We start from the raw sequence: 18,748 nt of genomic DNA on the forward strand, positions 1-18,748 counted from the left end.
AACTGGAAACCCCTCGATATGACGAAGTTCGTACGTCTGCTGCTAGGCCTTTGTTTCGGGATGCTGCTGCTGCCGGCCGCCAGTGCCGCCGATGCGCGTGAGTACGTGCTCGGTTCCGGCGACGTCATCCGCGTCACCGTGTTCCAGAACCCGGATCTGACCGTCGAGACGCGGGTGACCGAAAACGGCAGCATCACCTATCCGCTGATCGGCGGCGTGGCGGTCGGCGGTCTGACGCTGCCGGCAACCGAGAAGCTGATCGCCGACAAGCTGCGCGACGGCGGCTTCGTGCTGAAGCCGCAGGTGAACGTGCTGCTGTTGCAGATCCGCGGCAACCAGGTTTCGGTGCTGGGCATGGTGAATCGCCCGGGCCGCTATCCGATCGAGATCGCCAACACCCGGGTCACCGACATGCTGGCCACTGCCGGCGGTGCGTCAGTGACCGGTGCCGACATCGTGACGCTGGTGGGTACCCGCAACGACAAGCCCTTCCGCGCCGAGATCGACATTCCGGCCCTGTTCCAGCCGGAAGGGATCAATGCGGACATACCCGTCATGGGGGGCGACATCCTCTACATCCACCGCGCGCCGGTGTTCTACATCTACGGGGAAGTGAATCGTCCGGGGTCCTACCGCCTCGAACGCGGCATGACCGTGATGCAGGCGCTCGCCCAGGGGGGCGGCATCACGCTGCGCGGCACCGACAAGCGCCTCAAGCTGCATCGCCGCAATGCGGCCGGTGCGGTGGAGGCGATCGAGCCCGACATGTCGATGACGCTGCAGAGCGACGATGTCGTTTACGTGCGCGAAAGCCTTTTCTGATCGGATGATTCCATGACGTTTCAGCAATTCCTGCTCATTCTGCGTGCGCGCTGGCTGGTCGGTCTGGCCGTGCTTCTGGTCGTCGTCGCCACCACGGTGGTAGTCAGTCTGGTGCTGCCCAAGCAATACACTTCGGCCACCTCGGTGCTGATCGACGTGAAGTCGCCCGATCCCATCCTTGGCGTCACGTTGCCGGCGCTGGTGACGCCAGGCTACATGGCCACCCAGGTGGACATCGTTACCTCGGATCGCGTCGCCCAGCGCGTGGTGCGGATGCTTGGTTTCGAAAAGAGCGCCCAGGCGGTCGAACAGTGGCGCGAAGCGACCGACGGTCAGGGCTCGATGGACGCCTATTTTGCCGATCTGCTGAAGAAGAAGCTCGACGTCAAGCCGTCGCGCGACTCGAACGTGCTGTCTATCGCATTCAGCGGCCAGGATCCGGCGTTCTCCGCGGCCGTCGCGAACGCCTTCGCGCAGGCTTATATCGACACCAACCTTGAACTGAAGATCGAACCGGCCAAGCAGTACGCGAACTGGTTCGCTGGCCAGTCCAAGGCGTTGCGCGAAAACCTCGAGCAGGCGCAGAGCAAGCTGTCGGCCTTCCAGCAGGAAACCGGCATCGTAAACACCGACGAGCGTCTCGACATCGAGAGCGCGCGTCTGGCCGAGCTCTCCAGCCAGTACACCGCGATCCAGGCGCAGCGCAGCGACAGCTCGTCGCGCCAGGCGCAGGTCAGCCAGTCGCAGATCGAAACGCTGCCCGAAGTGCAGCAGAACTCGCTCATCATCGGCCTGAAGTCGGAACTGGCGCGCGGTGAGTCGAGGCTGAACGAAATGAGCCAGCGCTTCGGTCGCAACCACCCGGAGTACCAGCGCGCCCAGGGCGAGGTCGATACCCTGCGCAGCAAGCTCGATGCCGAAATGAAGAAGGTGGCCAGCACGCTGAGCACCAGCAACCGCGTGAATGTGCAGCGCGAGGCCGAGGTGCGTGCAGCACTGGCGGCGCAGAAGAACCGCGTGCTCGAACTGAAGAAGCAGCGCGACGACCTGGCCGTCCTGCAGCGCGAGGTCGAGAGCGCGCAGCGCGCCTACGATGCCGTGGCCCAGCGTTTCACCCAGACCAGCCTCGAAAGCCAGACCACGCAGACCAATATCGTCGTGCTGACGCCGGCGATCGCACCGGTCGAGCACTCCAGTCCCAACCTGCTGCTGAACACGCTGGTCGCCGTCTTCCTCGGCGTGCTGCTGGCAGTCGGCACCGTGCTGCTGCTCGAACTGCTGGATCAGCGTGTGCGCGGTGACGACGATCTGCAGCAACTGCTCGGTGTGCCGGTGCTCGGCCTGATCTCGACCGTCAAGTTCAACAAGGGTGCAAAACGCGCCCGCGCGGCCACCGCCTGAAGGACATCACCATGAACGCACCCACTTCCATCGACACCGGGTCCGGGCGGGCCATCGGCGCCATCCTGATCGACGCCGGCCGGTTGAGCCCGGACGGCGCCGAGCGCATCCTGCGTGCGCAGCGCGAGCGCGGCCTGCGCTTCGGCGACGCGGCGATCTCGCTCGGCCTGCTGAAGGAATCCGACATCCAGTTCGCGCTGTCGCGCCAGTTCGACTACCCATTCCTGCAGGCTGGCGAAAGCGCAGTCAGTGACGAGGTGATCGCGGCCTATCGTCCCTTCACCCACCAGGTCGAAGAACTGCGCGCGCTGCGCAGTCAGCTCATGCTGCGCTGGTTCGACGCCGAAGCCGAGCGCAAGACGCTGGCCATCGTCAGTCCGGAGCGTGGCGAGGGGCGCAGCTTCATCGCCGCCAATCTGGCCGTCGTGTTCTCCCAGCTGGGCGAGCGCACGCTGCTGATCGACGCCGACATGCGCAACCCGCGTCAGCACACGCTGTTCTCGGTCAGCAACCGGGTCGGTCTGTCGGAAACGCTGGCCGGGCGCGGTGGTCCGGATGCGGTGCAGCGCGTGCCGGCGCTGCTCGACCTGTGCGTGATGCCGGCCGGTGCAGTGCCGCCGAACCCGCAGGAACTGCTGTCGCGACCGGTGTTCAGCCAGTTGCTGGGGCAGTTGTCGAAGGACTTCGACGTCATCCTGATCGACACGCCTGCAGGCGCCGAGTACGCCGACGCGCAGACCATTGCCGTACGCGCGAGCGGTGCGCTGATGGTTGCGCGCAAGAACGTGAGCCGCGCCTCGCGCCTGCGTCGCCTGGCCGACGAACTGATCACCGCCAGCGCGACCGTCGTCGGCTCGGTGATGAACGAGCCCTGATCGTGTCGACTGCGTCCAGGGACACACTGCCCCGCGTCATCGTGCTGACACAGATCTCTCACAGTGCCAGCGTGCGCAAGGCCGATGCAGCGGCCTGAGGGCCGGTCATGAGCAGCGACGCCGATCTGCTCTTCATGAACGAGGCGCTTGCGCTCGCCCGTGAGGCGGGATCGCTTGGCGAGGTGCCAGTGGGCGCCGTCGTGGTCAGCGACGGCGAGATCGTCGGCCGCGGCTTCAATCGTCCCATCATGGCCAACGATCCGACCGCCCATGCCGAGGTGATGGCCTTGCGCGCGGCGGGGCAGGCGTTGGCGAACTACCGCATGCCCGGCTGCACGCTCTACGTGACGCTCGAGCCGTGCGCGATGTGCAGCGGTGCGATCCAGCACGCGCGTATCGCGCGTGTCGTGTTCGGCGCGCGCGACCCGAAGACCGGGTGCTGTGGCAGCGTGACCGACCTGTTCGCCGAGCCCAGGCTCAACCATCATGCTGAAGTCGAGTCCGGCGTGCTGGCCGAGGAATGCGGTCGCCTGCTGAGCGACTTCTTCGCCGCCCGCCGCCGGCGCATCGAAACCGCCTGATGCATATCGACATCGATATCCGCTCGCAGTGGCTGCGCCTGTACGACGAGGCCGGCGTGCTGATCCGTCGTTATCGTGTGTCGACAGCGAAGAACGGCGCCGGCGAGCAGCGCGGCAGCTTCCGCACGCCGCGCGGGCGGCACGTCATCCGCGCCCGCATCGGCGCCGGTGCGCCGGCGAACACGGTGTTCGTGCGCCGGCGCCCGACCGGCGAACTGTGGTCGTCCGAGCTGGCGGCCGCACATCCGGGCCGCGACTGGATACTGACGCGCATTCTCTGGCTGTCAGGCTGCGAGCCGGGCGTGAACCGGCTGGGTGAGGTCGATACGATGCGTCGCTACATCTATCTGCACGGCAGCCCGGATACGGCGGAGATGGGCGTGCCCGGCTCGATCGGATGCGTGCGCATGCGCAATCGCGACATCATCGAACTGTTCGACCTGGTGCCGGCGGGCACCCCGGTCCGCATCACGGACTGAGCGTGCTGCGCGTCGAGCTGGGTGACTGGGTGTCGATGACGCCGGCGCTCGAAGCGATACGCCGCGAAGTATTCATCGTCGAACAGCAGGTTCCGGAAGAGATGGAGTGGGACGCCGACGACGTTACCAGCGTGCATGCGCTGGCGCTGCTCGACGGTCACCCGGTCGGTTGCGGGCGCCTGTTGCCCGACGGCCACATCGGTCGCATGGCCGTGCGCGCGCCGTTCCGCTCGACGGGTGTGGGCCGGGCGCTGCTGCAGGCTTTGCTCGCCGAGGCGCGGCGGCGCGGAATGCGTGAGGTGGTGCTGCACGCGCAGATGCATGCGCTGGGCTTCTACGAGGCGCAGGGTTTCGTTGCCGACGGACCGGTATTCGACGAGGCCGGCATCCTTCACCGGCGTATGTCGCAGGCCTTGGTCAGCTGAGACAGGAAGCCGTCCCCCAGCGGCTTGACGATGAAGTCGGTCACGCGCGGGAAGGTGAAGGCGCGGACGCGGTCGCTGTCCAGCGGTGACGAACTGAGCATGCAGACGCGGGCATCCGCCTGATGCGACGCAGGCAGCTGGTGGAACTGTTCGAGAAACTCGAAGCCATTCATGCGCGGCATGTTGATGTCGAGCAGGATGAGGTCGACCGCGTGGCCCGGGTGCGCGTGGAACCACTCCAGCGCCTTTTCCGCCCACTCGAATACCAGCAGCTCCGTCGCCAGGCCGGAGCGCTCGATCATCATGCCGTGAAAGAAGTTGTCGGCGTCGTTGTCGTCGATCAGCATCACGGTGCGCAGCGCTGCGGTCGTCATTGTGCAAACTCCGGTTGATCGGTGCGGCGCACGCGGGATCGAGGCGCCTGCATCCTGACGGCGACAGTTCCGACAGCATGGGCTTTCATCGGCATGGCGAGCGTCCTGTCAGGCATGCGGGCATCACGCTATCTCCGTCCGCTGCATCGTATGCGACGCGATGCCGATACGGCATCTCGCGGGTAATGCCAGCACGAAACGGCTGCCGGCGCCGGGCTGCGACTCGACGAAGATGCGGCCATGGTGCATGTCGGCGATACGACGACTCAGCGCGAGTCCGAGGCCTGTGCCCTCGTACTCGGCCTGTGCATGCAGCCGCTGGAAAGCCTCGAAGATGCGCTCCTGGAATTCCGGTGCGATGCCTATGCCGTTGTCGCGCACCGATATGTGCAGTTCGTCGCCGACCACGGCGTAAGCGATATCGACTTCCGGCGGCGTGCCCGGCGCGTGAAACTTCAGCGCGTTGTCGATCACGTTCTGCAGCAGCAGGCCGAGCAGGCTGCGGTCGCCGCGAATGACTGGCAGCGGCGTGACGCGGATGGTCGCGCTGCTGCGACCGATGGCGGCGGCCAGCGACTGGCGCGTTTCTTCCACCAGTTCCGCCAGATTTACGGCGTCCATCCGTGCTTCGGTCGCGTCGAGCCGTACGAAGGCAAGCAGATCGTCCACCAGCGCGCGCAGCCGCTCGCCGCCACGCACGATGAAGTCCACGTAGCGCTCGCGTCGCGTCGCATCCGCCTCGTGGGCGTCACGCCGGAGCAGCTTGGCGAAATTCAGGATGGAGTTGATCGGCTCGCGCAGGTCGTGCGAGGCAACATGCACGAACTGCTGCAACGCGATGTTGCTGCGTTCGAGTTCGAAGAGCGTGCGCTGCAGATGTTCCTCCGCCTGCAGCCGCGCCGTGATGTCCTCGCCGACACCGAGCAGGCCGGCGGTCGCGCCCTGTTCGTCGTGCAGTCGCGTGGTGTGCCAGGACACGACGCGCAACTGACCGTCGGCCGTCAGTACGTGGCCGCGGAAGCGGCGCGCCGCGTCGCGTTCGCCGCTGACCAGCTGAGCGAAGAAGGCGCGCGCATCGGCACGCTCGTCTTCCGGAAAGCACAGCTCGAACCAGTCGCGTCCAGGCAGGCTGTTGCCCGGGTGGCCCAGCACATCGGCCGCCATCCGGTTGGCGCGCACGATGCGCCCGTCGTTGTCCGCAACCACCATCATGTTGCCGGCAATGTCGAAGTAAAGCTCGGCGCGGTCCCGTTCCGCCTTCAGTTCGGCGGTGCGATGGTCGACCAGCGCCTTCATTTCGGCATTGAAACGCTGCAACTGCTGTTCGAACAGGTTCTGCCGCGCGTGTGCGGCCTGCAGTTCGCTCACATGCAGGCGCAGTTCGATTTGCGCGACCACCTGCCGCGCCAGCGCGGCCAGCGCTTCGCGCTGGGCGGCGCCGAGCTCGTGTGCCACGGTGTCGATGACGCACAGCGTGCCGATGCGCCGGCCATCGGCGACTTCGAGCGGCGCCCCGGCGTAGAAGCGGATGCCCGGCCCGCCAGTGACCAGCGGGTTGTCGCGAAAGCGCGCGTCCATCGTCGCGTCCGGCACCACCAGCACCTCGTGCTGCAGGATGGCGTGTGCGCAGAAGGCCTGCTCGCGCGGTGTTTCGGTGGCGTCCAGACCGATGCGCGACTTGAACCATTGCCGGTCCTGGTCGACCAGGCTGACCAGCGCGATCGGGGTGCCGCAGAGTTGCGAAGCAATGCGCGCCAGATCGTCGAACGCTGGTTCGGGCGGCGTATCGAGCAGCCGGCAGGCCTGCAGCGCCTGCAGGCGTTCGTGTTCGTCGGGCGGCAGTGGGGCTGCGATCGTGGAAGTCATGCTGCACGTGTCCGTAGCGGAGTGCTGCCAATCATCATTTCACCCGCCGCTGCTGCAGGGTTGGAGGGGGTGGAGGCGACGGCGGGCAGTGTCGGCCTGTTGTCGGCATTCTGCCTTCAAACTTGACTGACCGCCGGTGTCCGCGAGCGTTCAGCGATCGATCGCGATGCGGCGTCTGTCGTCCGCGCGTCCGCCCGGGCCGTAGCAGCGCTCCTCGACGTCGATACGGCTGCGGCACATTGTCAGCACGGTGCTCGACCGGGTGCCGTACTCCTCGCCGGCAATGAAGACCGGTGACAGGCGGCGCTCCCATTCAAGACCGACACCGGTGTCCGGCAGGTCGGCGTCAGGGGCCGGCGTGTCGTCACGCAGCGTGTCGAAAAGTGCCTCCTGACGCGCTTCGGCGTCCTCCTGCGCAAGTGCCCGCGCAAAGCCGTCGCGGGCGCGCAGCAGCTTGGGCCAGGGCGTACCCGGAAGGTGGTTGGACAGCGCATGGACGCCGTCGTCGAGCACGCGCCACTGCGCCTCTGCACCGTGGCGATGGCCGACCCACGCCAGCGTGTCGCCGTCGCAGAGCAGCAGATTGAAACCGTTGTAGGCGCCTGCCTCGCCGCAGGCCTGCCGGGCGTAGTCGCTGGCGGTCTGCCGGCCGGTCAGGAAGCCGGCGACCAGTTCGCCGCGCGAGCGGGTGTGGTCGCGCTGCGTCGACGGGTCGCGGTAGTTGGTCAGGGCTGCGAAACGGCCGCAGCGACTCACGCCCATCCAGCTGCCGCCCGACTGCAGGTCGCGCCCGGCCAGCACCTGCGGCGCATCCGGCCAGAAGTCGAGTGCGGCCGTCGGGCGACGGTGGAACTCATCGCGATTGGCGGCGACGATGAGTGGGCAGTCCGGCTGCAGCTTCCAGCCGAGCACGATAAGACACATGGGCTGCGGCGTCCGTCAGGCGGTCCGGAAGCGTTCGAGATGGCGCACGCTGTCCGGCGCCAGGAATGCGTGCAAGCCGTGGCTCTGGACGTGGCAGCCCAGTTCCAGTTCGAACAGCCGCTGATTGTTCACGCCTTCATACACTTCCATCCAGGTCTGCGGATCATCCAGCCGGCGACGCACCCGGCCGGCAATGCCGGTGGCCGCCTGCAGCGAGGCCTGCATGGCGCTCAGCGCGGCCAGCAAGGCCGCCTCGCGGGTCGTGTCGATGCGGTAGTAGATGTAGTAGTCGATGCGCACCGTCATTCGCCAAGCGCGTAGGGCAGGGCAGTGAAGCGCAGCACTGGCCCGTCCAGACCGCCGATGCGCACCTCGCCCGCCTCGGTGCTCGACATCTGCACCACGGCAAGGAGATCGCAGCCGCCGTCCGGCAGCGCCACCGCATCGACCACCAGTCCGCAGGCCTGTCCGTTCGTGTCCACGCCGTGCACCGGCGTGCCCGCCGCCGGGGGCGGGCAGTCGGCACTTGCGCGGTACATGCGGCGCTTGAGTTTGCCGAGGTACTGGGTGCGGGCGACGATCTCCTGCCCGGGGTAGCAGCCCTTCTTGAAACTGACGCCGCCAGTCAGTTCGAAATTGACCATCTGCGGCACGAATTCCTCCTGCGTGCCCGGCCATACGCTGACCAGACCTTCGCGGATGTCGAACCAGCGCCACGCCGGCGTGCCGGCCGGCGTCGCACGGCTGCTCAGCGCGCTCCAGACCGCTTCGAGCCGGTCGGCCGGCAGCACGATCTCAAAGCGGTCGTTCGCCAGGCGCAGCACACGCACGCCATCGGCCGCTGCCTGTGTCATCGGCGCCGCCGGAACCGGCAGACCGGCCGCCTGCAGTGCGGCTTCGGCGTCGCGGCCGGCCAGTCCGAGCGCGGGCGTCGCCCCGGTCGCGTCGGTCAGCGTGGCCTTGGAGCGCAGGATGTACATCGACAGCTTCTTGCGCATCGCCTCTGCCAACGCACGCGGCAACTGCAGTACGGTGGCGTCGCCGTCGCGCCACATCGTGAAGGTGGCGAGCAGACGCCCCTTGGCGGTGCAGAAACCAGCGCTGCGCACGCCGTCGACCGGCAGGCCCTTGACGTCGTTGGTCATCAGGTTGTGCAGGAAGGTGGCGGCGTCCTCGCCGTCGGCGCGCAGCCGGGCGAGATGGGTCAGCGGCACCAGCACCGTGCCCTGCTGCGCGGCGCGCATTTCGGCGGCGGCGTCCTGCATGGCGGGGAACTGGCCGTCGTCGGCCGACGCGCCGGAAGGAATCAGGTCGTTGAGCATCATGATGTTGCGAAATCCGTAGGCAGGAGAGATTGCCGAAAAGGTTAACATACGGGGCCGCGCGTGCTGCCTGCGCGTTCCCGCCTCTTTCGCATGACCCGTCTGCTTGTCCGTCTGTTCCTTCTTCTGGCTGTAGTCGCCGCGCTGATCGGTGCCGCACTGGTCTGGTACGCGCAGCGCCCGCTGCACTGGAGCGGCGATGCCGTCGAATACACGCTGCGCCCGGGTACCGCGCTGCGCCAGGCGGCGCGCCAGATCGAGGCGGCGGGCGTTCCGGTCGATGGCCGCCTGCTCGGCCTGATCGGCCGCGTCGCGGTCGATGGCACCCGGCTGCAGGCCGGCAGCTACGCCTTCAACAGCGGCGTGACGCCGCTCGAACTGCTGGGCATGATGACGCGCGGCGATGTGAGCATGCGCGAGGTACGCTTCATCGAGGGCTGGACCCTGAAGCAGATCCGCACTGCGCTGGCCGCCAGTCCCGACCTGAAGCAGGACGCCGCCGCGCTGTCCGACGCCGAACTGCTGGCCCGGCTCGGCAGCGACGCAACGTTCGTCGAGGGCTGGTTCTTTCCGGACACCTATCTGTTTGCCGCCGGCGACAGTGACCTGTCGATACTGAAGCGCGCCCATCATGCGATGCGCGCGCAACTGGAACAGGCCTGGGCGGCGCGCGCGCCCGATCTGCCCTACGCCTCGCTGCAGGACGCGCTGATCATGGCGTCCATCGTCGAGAAGGAAACCGGCGCCGCGGCCGATCGCGACAAGGTGGCGTCGGTCTTCGTGAACCGGCTGCGTGCCGGCATGCCGCTGCAGACCGACCCCACCGTGATCTACGGGCTGGGCGAGCGCTTCGACGGCAATCTGACGCGCGCGCACCTGCAGACCGACGGCCCCTACAACACCTATCTGCGGCGTGGCCTGCCGCCGACGCCGATTGCCGCGCCCGGGCGCGCATCGATCGAAGCGGCGTTGAATCCGGCGCCCACCCGTTACTATTACTTCGTCGCGCGCGGCGACGGCAGCAGCGTGTTCTCGAAGACGCTGGCCGAGCACAACAGCGCGGTCGATCGCTACCAGCGGCGGCCGGCGCGCGCTGCACGCAACTGAAGCCGGCTGTCACCCATCATTCCCATTCATCCGAACCCGATGCACAACACCCGCTTCATCACCTTCGAAGGCATGGACGGTGCAGGCAAGAGCACGCAGATCGCCCGCACCGCCGACTGGCTGCGCGCACGCGGTCATGCGGTGCTGCTGACCCGCGAACCGGGCGGTACTCCGCTGGGCGAGTCGCTGCGCGCGCTGCTGCTGCACCAGGCCATGCACCCGGATACCGAAGCCCTGCTGATGTTTGCCGCCCGCCGCGAACACCTTGCGCAGGTGATCGAACCCGCGCTGGCGCGCGGGGAATGGGTGCTGTGCGACCGCTTCACCGACGCCAGCTTCGCCTACCAGGGCGGCGGTCGCGGGCTGGACACGGCGCGGCTCGAAGCGCTCGAAACCTGGGTACAGCGCGGTCTGCAGCCCGGACTCACGCTGCTTTTCGATCTGCCCTGCGAGGTGGCGGCGCAAAGACTGGCGGCCAGCGGTGGCGACCCGGACCGCTTCGAGCGCGAACAGTCGGATTTCTTCAACCGGGTGCGTGCCGCCTACCTCGCGCGCGCCAAGGCCGACCCGCGACGCATGCAGGTGCTCGACGCTGCGCGGACCCCGGAAGAAGTTTCCATTCAACTTGAAGAAATTCTTTCAAGGTACTGTTTCTGAATGATTTACGACTGGTGCAAGCCGCAGTGGTCGCAGTTGATGGCGCTGGCCGAACGGATGCCGCATGCGCTGCTGCTGGCCGGGCCGGCCGGCCTGGGCAAGCGCGAATTCGCCGAAGCGCTGGCGGCGCGCATGCTGTGCGAGCGGGCGCGCGGCGAACAGGCAGCCTGCGGCGAATGCGCGTCCTGCCGGCTGATCGCCACCGACAACCACCCGGACTGGCTGGTCGTGCGGCCGGAGGCGCTCGACGACGAGGCCGACGAGGGCGACGAGGCGGCGCCCGACGACGGTGACGGCAAGGCGAAATCGAAACTGATCCGCATTGCCCAGGTGCGGGCGGTGACCGATCGTCTGGGCGTTGGCTCGCACCAGGGCGGCTATCGCGTAGTGCTGCTGTATCCGGCCGAAGCGATGAACGTCGATGCCGCGAACGCTCTTCTCAAATCACTTGAAGAGCCGCCACCCAAGACATTGTTTTTACTTATAACAGACCATCCTCGAAAGCTGCTGCCGACGATACGCAGCCGCACCCGCGTGCTGTCCTTCCAGCAGCCGCCCATCGAACAGTCGCTGGCCTGGCTCGCAGCCCAGGGCGTGCGCGATGCCGGGGATGCCCTGGCGCTGTGCGCAGGCTCGCCACTGCATGCGCGCGACCTCGCCAGTTCGAAGGATGCTCAAATCCAGGCCCAGTTTGTCGATGATGTATCGAAGCACGCGCTGAGCGCGCCGCTGGAAGTCGCCGCGCGCTGGGACGGCTGGCTCAAGGGGCGCAAGAAGGGTGAACCGGGCCTGACCGATCTGCCGACGCTGGTCACCTGGCTGCAGCGCTGGCTGGCCGACCTCGTGCTGCTGGCGCAGGCCGGCGAGCCGCGGGTATTTGTCGGCCGACGCGCCCAGCTCGGGCAGCTGGCGGAACGCAGCGACGTGGGCACTGTCCTGCGTGGGTACAATGAATTGCTGAAGGTGCGGGCGCTGGCGCATCACCCGCTGAATGCGCGCCTGTTCCTCGAAGACATGCTCATCCGTTACGCCCGTCTGTTCCGGTCGCAACGTTGAGCGCACGAAAAGGGAGGCTGTCATGAGCGATCCGCATATCCAGCCGGGTAACCGGCGCAGCGTGCTGTCGCTGGCGGTGACGTCGAAATCGGTGCTCTACGCGGCCTACATGCCTTTCCTGAAGGGCGGCGGCATCTTCCTGCCGACCAACCGCGCCTACCGTCTGGGCGACGAAGTGTTCCTGCTGCTGCAGCTGATGGAAGATCCGGCCAAGCTGCCCATCCAGGGCACGGTGGCCTGGGTGACGCCGGCCGACGCGCAGGGCGGCAAGCAGCAGGGCATAGGCCTGCGCTTCGGCGAGGACGAAAGCAGCAAGTCGGCGCGGGCCAAGATCGAACAGGTGGTCGGCGGCTACCTCGGTTCGTCGCGACAGACCCACACGCTCTGATTCAGTATTGATCCACAACGGTTTTTCATGTTCATCGACTCACACTGCCATATCGATTTCCCTGACCTCGCCGCGCGCGAGGACGAAGTGCTCGCCAATATGCAGGCGCAGCAGGTCAGCCACGCACTTTGCGTGTCGGTCAATATCGAACAGTGGCCGCGCGTCACCGGCATGGCCGAGCGACACGCCAACGTGTTCGCCTCGCTCGGCGTGCACCCCGATTACGAGGACGTGACCGAGCCGGACGTGGCGCAGCTGGTCGACATGTCCGCCCATCCGCGCGTGGTCGCCATCGGTGAAACCGGACTCGACTACTTCCGCCTGACCGGCGACCTCGAATGGCAGCGCAAGCGCTTCCGCACGCACATCCGCGCCGCGCGCGAGTGCGGCAAGCCGCTCATCATCCACACCCGTTCGTCGGCCGAGGACACGCTGGCCATCATGCGCGAGGAACGCGCGCACGAGGTAGGCGGCGTCATGCACTGCTTCACCGAAACGCTCGAAGTGGCCGAAGCGGCGATCGACATGGGCTTCTGCATTTCCTTCTCTGGCATCGTCACCTTCAAGAACGCACAGCAGTTGCGCGACGTAGCCAAGGCCATCCCGCTGGCGTCGATGCTGATCGAGACCGATTCGCCCTATCTGGCGCCGGTGCCCTACCGCGGCAAGATGAACGAGCCAGCCTTCGTGCCGCACGTCGCCGCCGAACTGGCGAAGGTGCGTGGCATGACGGTGGAGGAGGTCGGCCGCGTCACCTCCGACAATTTCTTCCGCCTGTTCCACGACGCCGCCCGACTGGCTGGCCGCGAGGAGGTGGCCGCATGAAGGCACTGCGCATCGCACTGCTCGGTTTCATCCTTGGTCTGGCCGGCGCCAGTGGCGTGTCGGCGGCCGCGTACGACGACCTGATCAACGCCGCCAACCTCGGCGACACCGGCAAGGTGGCCAGTTTCATCGACCGTGGGCTGGACGTGAATTCGGTCGATCCGCGCGGTGAAACGCTGCTCATCATCGCCGCACGCAACGGTTATACCGAGCTCGTAAAGGCGCTGCTGGCGCGCCGCGCCAAGGTCGAGGCGGTCAATGCGGTCGGCGAGACGGCGCTGGCGGTGGCCGCCTTCAACGGCCACGTGGCGGTGGTCGACCAGCTGCTCGCAGCCGGCGCCAATCCGGTCAATACCCAGGGCTGGTCGGCGCTGCACTACGCGGCGATGCAGGGGCACACGGCGGTGCTGAAGGCACTGATCGCGCGCGGTGCGCCGGTCGACGCGCCTGCGCCCAATGGCGCCACCGCGCTGATGCTGGCGGCCAAGGCCAATATCGAATCGGTGAGGGTGCTGCTGGCCGCACGCGCCGACGCGCGCATCCGCGGCCGCGACGGCGAGACCGCACTCGACTGGGCGATGAAGGCCGGCAACACCGACGCGGCCGCGCTGATACGCGCGGCGATGGGGCAGTGATGACGCACCCTGCGAGCGGATCCGGCCTCGGCCACGCGACGGACTATCCGGACAGTTACGACGCCGGCCTGCTGTTCCCGATGCCGCGCGAGGCGTCGCGCGCGGCGCTGGGCATCGCTGCGCAGACGCTACCCTTCGGCGGCGTCGATCGCTGGCACGCCTGGGAGATTTCCTGGCTCAACCCGCAGGGCAAGCCTGAAGTCGCGATCGGCCGCTTCGACATTCCGGCCGACAGCAGCCATATCGTCGAGTCGAAGTCGCTCAAGCTCTACCTGAACGGCTACAACAACGAACGCATGAGTTCGCTGGAAGCGGTGCGCGCGCTGATCGAGACCGATCTGTCGGCTGCCTGTCAGTCCGGCGTGACGGTGCAGATGTATGCGCCGGACGGCGTGCCGCCGGTGCAGACGCAGATGGTGGGCGAGTCGATCGACGGCCTGGACATCGTCTGCGACCGCTACCAGCCGGACGCAGCGCTGCTGTCCGCCAGCGGCGACACGGTCGAGGAAACGCTGCGCTCCGACCTGCTGAAGTCCAACTGCCCGGTCACGCTGCAGCCGGACTGGGCGTCGCTGCAACTGCGCTACCGCGGACCGAAGATCGACCGCGCCGGGCTGTTGCGCTACATCGTGTCCTTCCGCAATCACGCCGATTTCCACGAGCACTGCGTCGAACGCATCTACATGGACGTGATGGCGCGCTGCCAGCCCGAACTGCTGACCGTGTGCGCCTGTTACACCCGTCGCGGCGGGCTCGACATCAACCCCTGGCGCAGCAATTTCGAGTCGCCGCCCGACAGTTTCGTCAAGCTGATCAGGCAGTAAGCCGGGCGCGCAGGTCGGCTACCGCGGCGCGGAACTCCGGCGCGCCGCCGTAGCTCGGATGCCGCGCCGGTAGCGCGTCGATGCCCATGTCGGCCAGGCTGTGCTGGCAGATGCGGCCGATGGCCAGCCGCGGCACGCCGGGGAAGAGGGCGAGGAACTGTTCCAGCAGCGGGCGCAGCGCGCGCCGTTCGCTCACGCTCGGCGCACGGTTGGTCAGCGGCCGGCCGGCGTCGTGCGGATGGTAGGCGACCGCGTTCCACAGCACGAAGTCGGTCGGTGCCCAGCCATTGCCGGCCATCGCGGCCCAGACGATGCTGGCAGTCCGCTCCAGCATGCCGTCGGTGTTCTTCAGCTGCGGCAGCACGCGGCTGGTGCGCTGGAAGCCGCCGTCGAAATAGTCGCTGCCGCGGCCGGCGGCATGGGCGGCCAGCACGTCGCGCTCGCTGGTCATCGCCATGCCGGAGAACTTGGCACCGCTGTAGCTCGGCGCTTCGGCGATCAGCAGCACGCGAGCGCGCCCGAGCCGGGCGGCCAGATAGCGCTGCAGGTGGTCGGCGCGGATGCGCGGTGCGTCCGGACCGGTGTCGTGCAGCGGGTCGTGATCGCCCCAGGGGTTGAACATCGTGGCGGGCTCGGGAATCAATGCACCGGCCGCGACGGCGGAAACAAAACTGTCGAGATCGTTTTTCGACATCGGGTGTCCATACGGGCTGAAACGCAAGGCGCGCATTGTGCCCGACCTGGCTGTCGTACCGGGAGCGGTCGACAGACGCCGGACAAGACAAGAAAGAGAATGAAGCGATGACCTCCGATCTGATTCTGGCCGCGCGCATGGCGCTGCGCGACTTCCGCGCCGGCGAACTGCGCGTGCTTGGCCTGGCGCTGCTGCTGGCGGTGGCGGCACTGACCTCGGTGTCCTTTTTCACCGACCGGGTGTCGCGCTCGGTGGTCAGCGAGGCAAACCAGCTGCTTGGCGGCGACCTGCGCGTGGCCGGCGACAACCCGCTGCCCGACGCCTACGTCGATGAAGCGCAGTCGCGCGGTCTGCGTGCGATCCGTAGCTGGAGCTTCACCAGCATGGCGTCGGCCGCCGACGGCGCGCAGCTGGTCGGCGTCAAGGCGGTGGCCGACGGTTACCCGCTGCGCGGCAAGCTGCGCATCGCGCCAGAACTGAATGCGCCGGACGCCGACACGCGGGCGATACCCGAGCCCGGCACGGTGTGGCTGGACGAACGCGCGACCAGTGCGCTGCGCGTGCGCAGCGGCGATACGATCAGCGTCGGCCAGCTCAAGCTGCGCGTGGCCGCGGTGCTCACCTTCGAATCGGATCGCGGTGCGAGCTTCTTCGCCATCGTGCCGCGGTTGATGCTGAACGCGGCCGACCTGCCGGCCAGCGGGCTGATACAGGAAGGCAGCCGCATCAGCTACCGGTTGCACGTGGCCGGCGAGGATGCCGCGGTGCGCGCCTACGCCGCCTGGCTGAAGCCGCAGCTGGCGCGCGGCCAGCGCGTCGAGAATGTCGAGGAGGCGCAGCCCGAGGTGCGCGGCGCGCTCGACCGGGCGCAGAAATTCCTGCGCCTGGCGGCGATGCTGGCGGTCGTGTTCGCCGCCGTGGCGGTCGGCCTTGCGGCGCGCCGCTACATGCAGCGCCATCTCGACGGCTGCGCCGTGATGCGCTGCCTTGGCGCCACGCAGGCGCGGCTGACGCGGCTGTTCCTGATCGAATTCGTGCTGGTCGGCCTGCTCGCCTGCGCGCTCGGCTGCGTGGTCGGCTATGCCACGCAGTTCGGCGTCGAGGCGCTGCTGGCCGGTCTGTTCGCGACCACGCTGCCGCAGCCGGGACCGACGCCGGTGCTGTACGGCTTTGCCGTCGGCATGACCCTGATGCTGGGTTTCGTCTGGCCGCAGCTGCTGCGCCTGCGCAGGGTGTCGACGCTGCGCGTGTTGCGGCGCGAATGGGACGATGCCGACGTCGTGTCCTGGGGCGCCTACGGTTTCGGCCTGGCCTGCCTGTCGGCGCTGATCGTGCTGATGGCCGGCGACCTGACGCTGGGCGCCGTCGTGGTCGGTGGCTTCGCGGCCGCCTGCGGCATTTACGCGGCGGTCGCCTGGGGCGCGCTGGCGCTGGTGGCGCGGCTGCGCGGCGGCACTGCCGGCGGCTGGCGCTACGGTCTGGCCAGCCTGACCCGCCGGCGCGTCGCCTCGACGGTGCAGATCGCCGCGCTCGGTCTCGGCCTCACCGCCGTGCTGCTGCTGGTCATCGTGCGCGGCGATCTGCTCGATGCCTGGCGCAATCGGCTGCCGGTCGACGCACCGAACCGCTTCGTGCTGAACATCCAGCCCGACCAGCTCGACGCGGTGCGCGCGCAGTTCGCCGATGCCGGCCTGGCGCCGCCGCAGCTGCTGCCGATGTCGCGCGCTCGCCTGGTGGCGCTGAACGGCCGTGCGGTGTCGCCGGACGACTATGACGACGCGCGCGCCAAGCGGCTGGTCGAGCGCGAATTCAACCTGTCCTGGGACGACCACGTACAGGTTGGCAACCGCATCGTCGCCGGCAACTGGGACGCCGCGCAGCCCGCCTTCTCGGTCGAGGCCGGACTGGCGCGCACATTGGGCATCGCGCCTGGTGACCGTTTGCGCTTCGATATCGCCGGCCGCCAGGTCGAGGCGGTGGTCGGCAGCCTGCGCGAGCTGGAGTGGGATTCGATGAACGTCAATTTCTTCGTCGTCGCGACCCCCGGCGTGCTGGAGGACTTCCCGGCCAGCTACATCACCTCCTTCCATCTGCCGGCAACGGCAGCCGGCTTCACCAACGAACTGGTGGCGCGCTTTCCCAATCTGACCGCGGTCGATGTCGATGCCGTGGTGCGCCAGTTCCGCGCGCTGATGGACCAGCTGTCGGCGGCAGTCAGCGTGGTGTTCGGTTTCGCGCTGCTGGCTGGCGTGGTCGTGCTGCTGGCAGCCATCGAGTCCACGCACGACGAGCGGCGTTTCGAGCTGGCGGTGCTGCGCACCCTCGGCGCACGCGACCGGCAATTGCGTGCCTCGTTGGCCGCGGAATTTGCGATACTCGGGGCTCTCGCTGGCGTGCTCGCCGCATTCGGCGCTCTCGTGCTGACCATGCTGCTGGCCCGCCAGGCCTTTCAGCTCCCGTATCTGCCCTCCGCCGGCCTGCCGCTGGCCGGCGTCGCATTCAGCGTGCTGGCCGTGCTTGCCGCCGGCATGCTGGGTCTGCGCGGAGCGCTGAAGGCACCCGCGCTGACCAGCCTGCGCGCGCTCTGATTTTTTCGTACGGCCGATGTGACGCGGCGCTGCCGCCGCGCACTCGTCCTGTTCGTCTGTCCGTTCCAAACGAGAACAAGAAGATGGTCATCCGATGCAACTGCCGCTGATCACCCTCGTCGCACTGCCTTTCGCCGGCAGCCTGATTGCAGCACTGCTGCCGACCAATGCGCGCAATGCCGAATCGACGCTGGCCGGCCTGATCGCGCTGCTCTGCACGGTGCAGGCGGCGCTGCTGTTTCCGGAGATCGCGGCCGGGCAGGTGATCCGTCAGGAAATTTCCTGGCTGCCGTCGCTCGGCCTGAACTTCGTGCTGCGCATGGACGGCTTCGCCTGGATGTTCTCGATGCTGGTGCTGGGCATCGGTGCGCTGGTGGTGCTGTACGCGCGCTACTACATGTCGCCGGCCGACCCGGTGCCGCGCTTCTTCTCCTTCCTGCTCGCCTTCATGGGCGCGATGAGCGGTGTCGTGCTGTCCGGCAATCTGTTCCAGATGGTGCTGTTCTGGGAATTGACCAGCCTGTTCTCCTTCCTGCTGATCGGCTACTGGCACCACCGCAAGGATGCACGCCGCGGCGCGCGCATGGCCCTGACCGTGACCGGCGCCGGCGGCCTCTGCCTGGTGGCGGGCGTGGTGCTGCTCGGCCACATCGCAGGCAGCTACGACCTCGACGCGGTGCTGGCGGCCGGCGACACGGTGCGTGCGCATCCGCTGTACCGGCCGATGCTGGTGCTGGTGCTGCTCGGCGCCTTCACCAAGAGCGCGCAGTTCCCCTTCCAGTTCTGGCTGCCCAATGCGATGGCGGCACCGACACCGGTGTCGGCCTACCTGCATTCGGCCACCATGGTGAAGGCCGGCGTGTTCCTGCTGGCGCGGCTGTGGCCGGTGCTGGCCGGCACCGACG

At 67.7% G+C, this 18,748-nt stretch carries 21 protein-coding genes; 15 read left to right on the forward strand and 6 right to left on the reverse strand.

Annotated features, from left to right (window positions below; translation table 11 throughout):
* Window positions 1-18 precede the first annotated feature (18 nt).
* From epsE to IV112_RS04605, 6 genes are all read left to right on the forward strand, one after another.
* Window positions 19-822: a polysaccharide export protein EpsE gene (gene epsE, locus IV112_RS04580; protein WP_304001250.1), complete on the forward strand. Its 804-nt coding sequence runs from the start codon at window positions 19-21 to the stop codon at window positions 820-822.
* Window positions 823-834: 12 nt separating this feature from the next.
* Window positions 835-2,223 carry a chain length determinant protein EpsF gene (epsF, locus tag IV112_RS04585; RefSeq protein WP_304001253.1) on the forward strand — a complete coding sequence of 463 codons (1,389 nt, stop codon included), beginning with the start codon at window positions 835-837 and terminating at the stop codon, window positions 2,221-2,223.
* 11 nt (window positions 2,224-2,234) lie between these two features.
* Entirely contained in the window at window positions 2,235-3,098 is an 864-nt protein-coding gene (gene epsG / locus IV112_RS04590; protein WP_019918454.1) for a chain length determinant protein tyrosine kinase EpsG, read from the forward strand.
* Between the two features lie 107 nt (window positions 3,099-3,205).
* Complete coding sequence (tadA, locus tag IV112_RS04595) at window positions 3,206-3,679, forward strand: tRNA adenosine(34) deaminase TadA (protein WP_304001254.1); 474 nt, start codon at window positions 3,206-3,208, stop codon at window positions 3,677-3,679.
* Window positions 3,679-4,158, forward strand: coding sequence for a L,D-transpeptidase (locus IV112_RS04600; RefSeq protein ID WP_304001255.1), 480 nt, complete (start codon window positions 3,679-3,681; stop codon window positions 4,156-4,158). The genes tadA and IV112_RS04600 overlap by 1 nt, the downstream gene beginning before the upstream one ends.
* A 2-nt stretch (window positions 4,159-4,160) precedes the next feature.
* Window positions 4,161-4,583 (forward strand): GNAT family N-acetyltransferase, encoded by a 423-nt coding sequence (locus IV112_RS04605; RefSeq protein ID WP_304001256.1) that lies wholly within the window; start codon window positions 4,161-4,163, stop codon window positions 4,581-4,583.
* On the opposite strand, the gene IV112_RS04610 is transcribed toward IV112_RS04605, so the two are convergent.
* The 5 genes from IV112_RS04610 to ygfZ form a co-directional block, all read right to left on the reverse strand.
* The gene (locus IV112_RS04610) at window positions 4,550-4,957 is read right to left on the reverse strand and encodes a response regulator (RefSeq protein WP_304001259.1); all 408 of its coding nucleotides are present in this window, start codon (window positions 4,955-4,957) and stop codon (window positions 4,550-4,552) included. The genes IV112_RS04605 and IV112_RS04610 overlap by 34 nt on opposite strands.
* 123 nt (window positions 4,958-5,080) lie before the next feature.
* A complete protein-coding gene (locus IV112_RS04615) occupies window positions 5,081-6,823 on the reverse strand; it encodes a sensor histidine kinase (RefSeq protein WP_304001261.1) in 1,743 nt (580 codons plus the stop codon).
* Window positions 6,824-6,973: 150 nt separating this feature from the next.
* On the reverse strand, window positions 6,974-7,747 hold the full coding sequence (locus IV112_RS04620; protein WP_304001262.1) for an NRDE family protein: 774 nt from the start codon (window positions 7,745-7,747) through the stop codon (window positions 6,974-6,976).
* A 15-nt stretch (window positions 7,748-7,762) separates the two neighbouring features.
* Window positions 7,763-8,053, reverse strand: coding sequence for a DUF4936 family protein (locus IV112_RS04625; RefSeq protein WP_304001264.1), 291 nt, complete (start codon window positions 8,051-8,053; stop codon window positions 7,763-7,765).
* Window positions 8,050-9,072: a CAF17-like 4Fe-4S cluster assembly/insertion protein YgfZ gene (gene ygfZ, locus IV112_RS04630; RefSeq protein ID WP_304001265.1), complete on the reverse strand. Its 1,023-nt coding sequence runs from the start codon at window positions 9,070-9,072 to the stop codon at window positions 8,050-8,052. The genes IV112_RS04625 and ygfZ overlap by 4 nt, the downstream gene beginning before the upstream one ends.
* A 90-nt stretch (window positions 9,073-9,162) precedes the next feature.
* Here ygfZ and mltG point away from each other — a divergent pair, with 90 nt between their 5' ends.
* The 7 genes from mltG to queF are packed head-to-tail and all read left to right on the forward strand — an operon-like array spanning window position 9,163 to window position 14,561.
* Complete coding sequence (gene mltG / locus IV112_RS04635) at window positions 9,163-10,176, forward strand: endolytic transglycosylase MltG (RefSeq protein ID WP_304001267.1); 1,014 nt, start codon at window positions 9,163-9,165, stop codon at window positions 10,174-10,176.
* 39 nt (window positions 10,177-10,215) lie between these two features.
* Window positions 10,216-10,833 (forward strand): dTMP kinase, encoded by a 618-nt coding sequence (tmk, locus tag IV112_RS04640; protein WP_304001268.1) that lies wholly within the window; start codon window positions 10,216-10,218, stop codon window positions 10,831-10,833.
* The gene (gene holB, locus IV112_RS04645) at window positions 10,834-11,889 is read left to right on the forward strand and encodes a DNA polymerase III subunit delta' (protein ID WP_304001270.1); all 1,056 of its coding nucleotides are present in this window, start codon (window positions 10,834-10,836) and stop codon (window positions 11,887-11,889) included.
* A gap of 22 nt (window positions 11,890-11,911) precedes the next feature.
* Window positions 11,912-12,277, forward strand: coding sequence for a PilZ domain-containing protein (locus IV112_RS04650; protein WP_304001272.1), 366 nt, complete (start codon window positions 11,912-11,914; stop codon window positions 12,275-12,277).
* A gap of 27 nt (window positions 12,278-12,304) precedes the next feature.
* Window positions 12,305-13,102, forward strand: a complete 798-nt coding sequence (locus IV112_RS04655) for a TatD family hydrolase (protein ID WP_304001274.1) — start codon at window positions 12,305-12,307, stop codon at window positions 13,100-13,102.
* A complete protein-coding gene (locus IV112_RS04660) occupies window positions 13,099-13,737 on the forward strand; it encodes an ankyrin repeat domain-containing protein (RefSeq protein WP_304001276.1) in 639 nt (212 codons plus the stop codon). Before IV112_RS04655 ends, IV112_RS04660 begins: the two co-directional genes overlap by 4 nt.
* On the forward strand, window positions 13,737-14,561 hold the full coding sequence (gene queF, locus IV112_RS04665) for an NADPH-dependent 7-cyano-7-deazaguanine reductase QueF (protein WP_296811190.1): 825 nt from the start codon (window positions 13,737-13,739) through the stop codon (window positions 14,559-14,561). The genes IV112_RS04660 and queF overlap by 1 nt, the downstream gene beginning before the upstream one ends.
* On the opposite strand, the gene IV112_RS04670 is transcribed toward queF, so the two are convergent.
* A complete protein-coding gene (locus IV112_RS04670) occupies window positions 14,551-15,255 on the reverse strand; it encodes a uracil-DNA glycosylase (RefSeq protein ID WP_304001278.1) in 705 nt (234 codons plus the stop codon). The genes queF and IV112_RS04670 overlap by 11 nt on opposite strands.
* A gap of 107 nt (window positions 15,256-15,362) precedes the next feature.
* On the opposite strand from IV112_RS04670, the gene IV112_RS04675 reads away from it, so the two are divergent.
* Both IV112_RS04675 and IV112_RS04680 read left to right on the forward strand, forming a co-directional pair.
* Entirely contained in the window at window positions 15,363-17,843 is a 2,481-nt protein-coding gene (locus IV112_RS04675) for an ABC transporter permease (RefSeq protein WP_304001280.1), read from the forward strand.
* A gap of 94 nt (window positions 17,844-17,937) precedes the next feature.
* A partial coding sequence (locus IV112_RS04680) for a proton-conducting transporter transmembrane domain-containing protein (protein ID WP_304001282.1) occupies window positions 17,938-18,748 on the forward strand: 811 nt, incomplete at its 3' end.

The sequence above is a fragment of the Methyloversatilis discipulorum genome, assembly GCF_018780585.1.
Classification (GTDB): Bacteria; Pseudomonadota; Gammaproteobacteria; order Burkholderiales; family Rhodocyclaceae; genus Methyloversatilis; species Methyloversatilis discipulorum_B.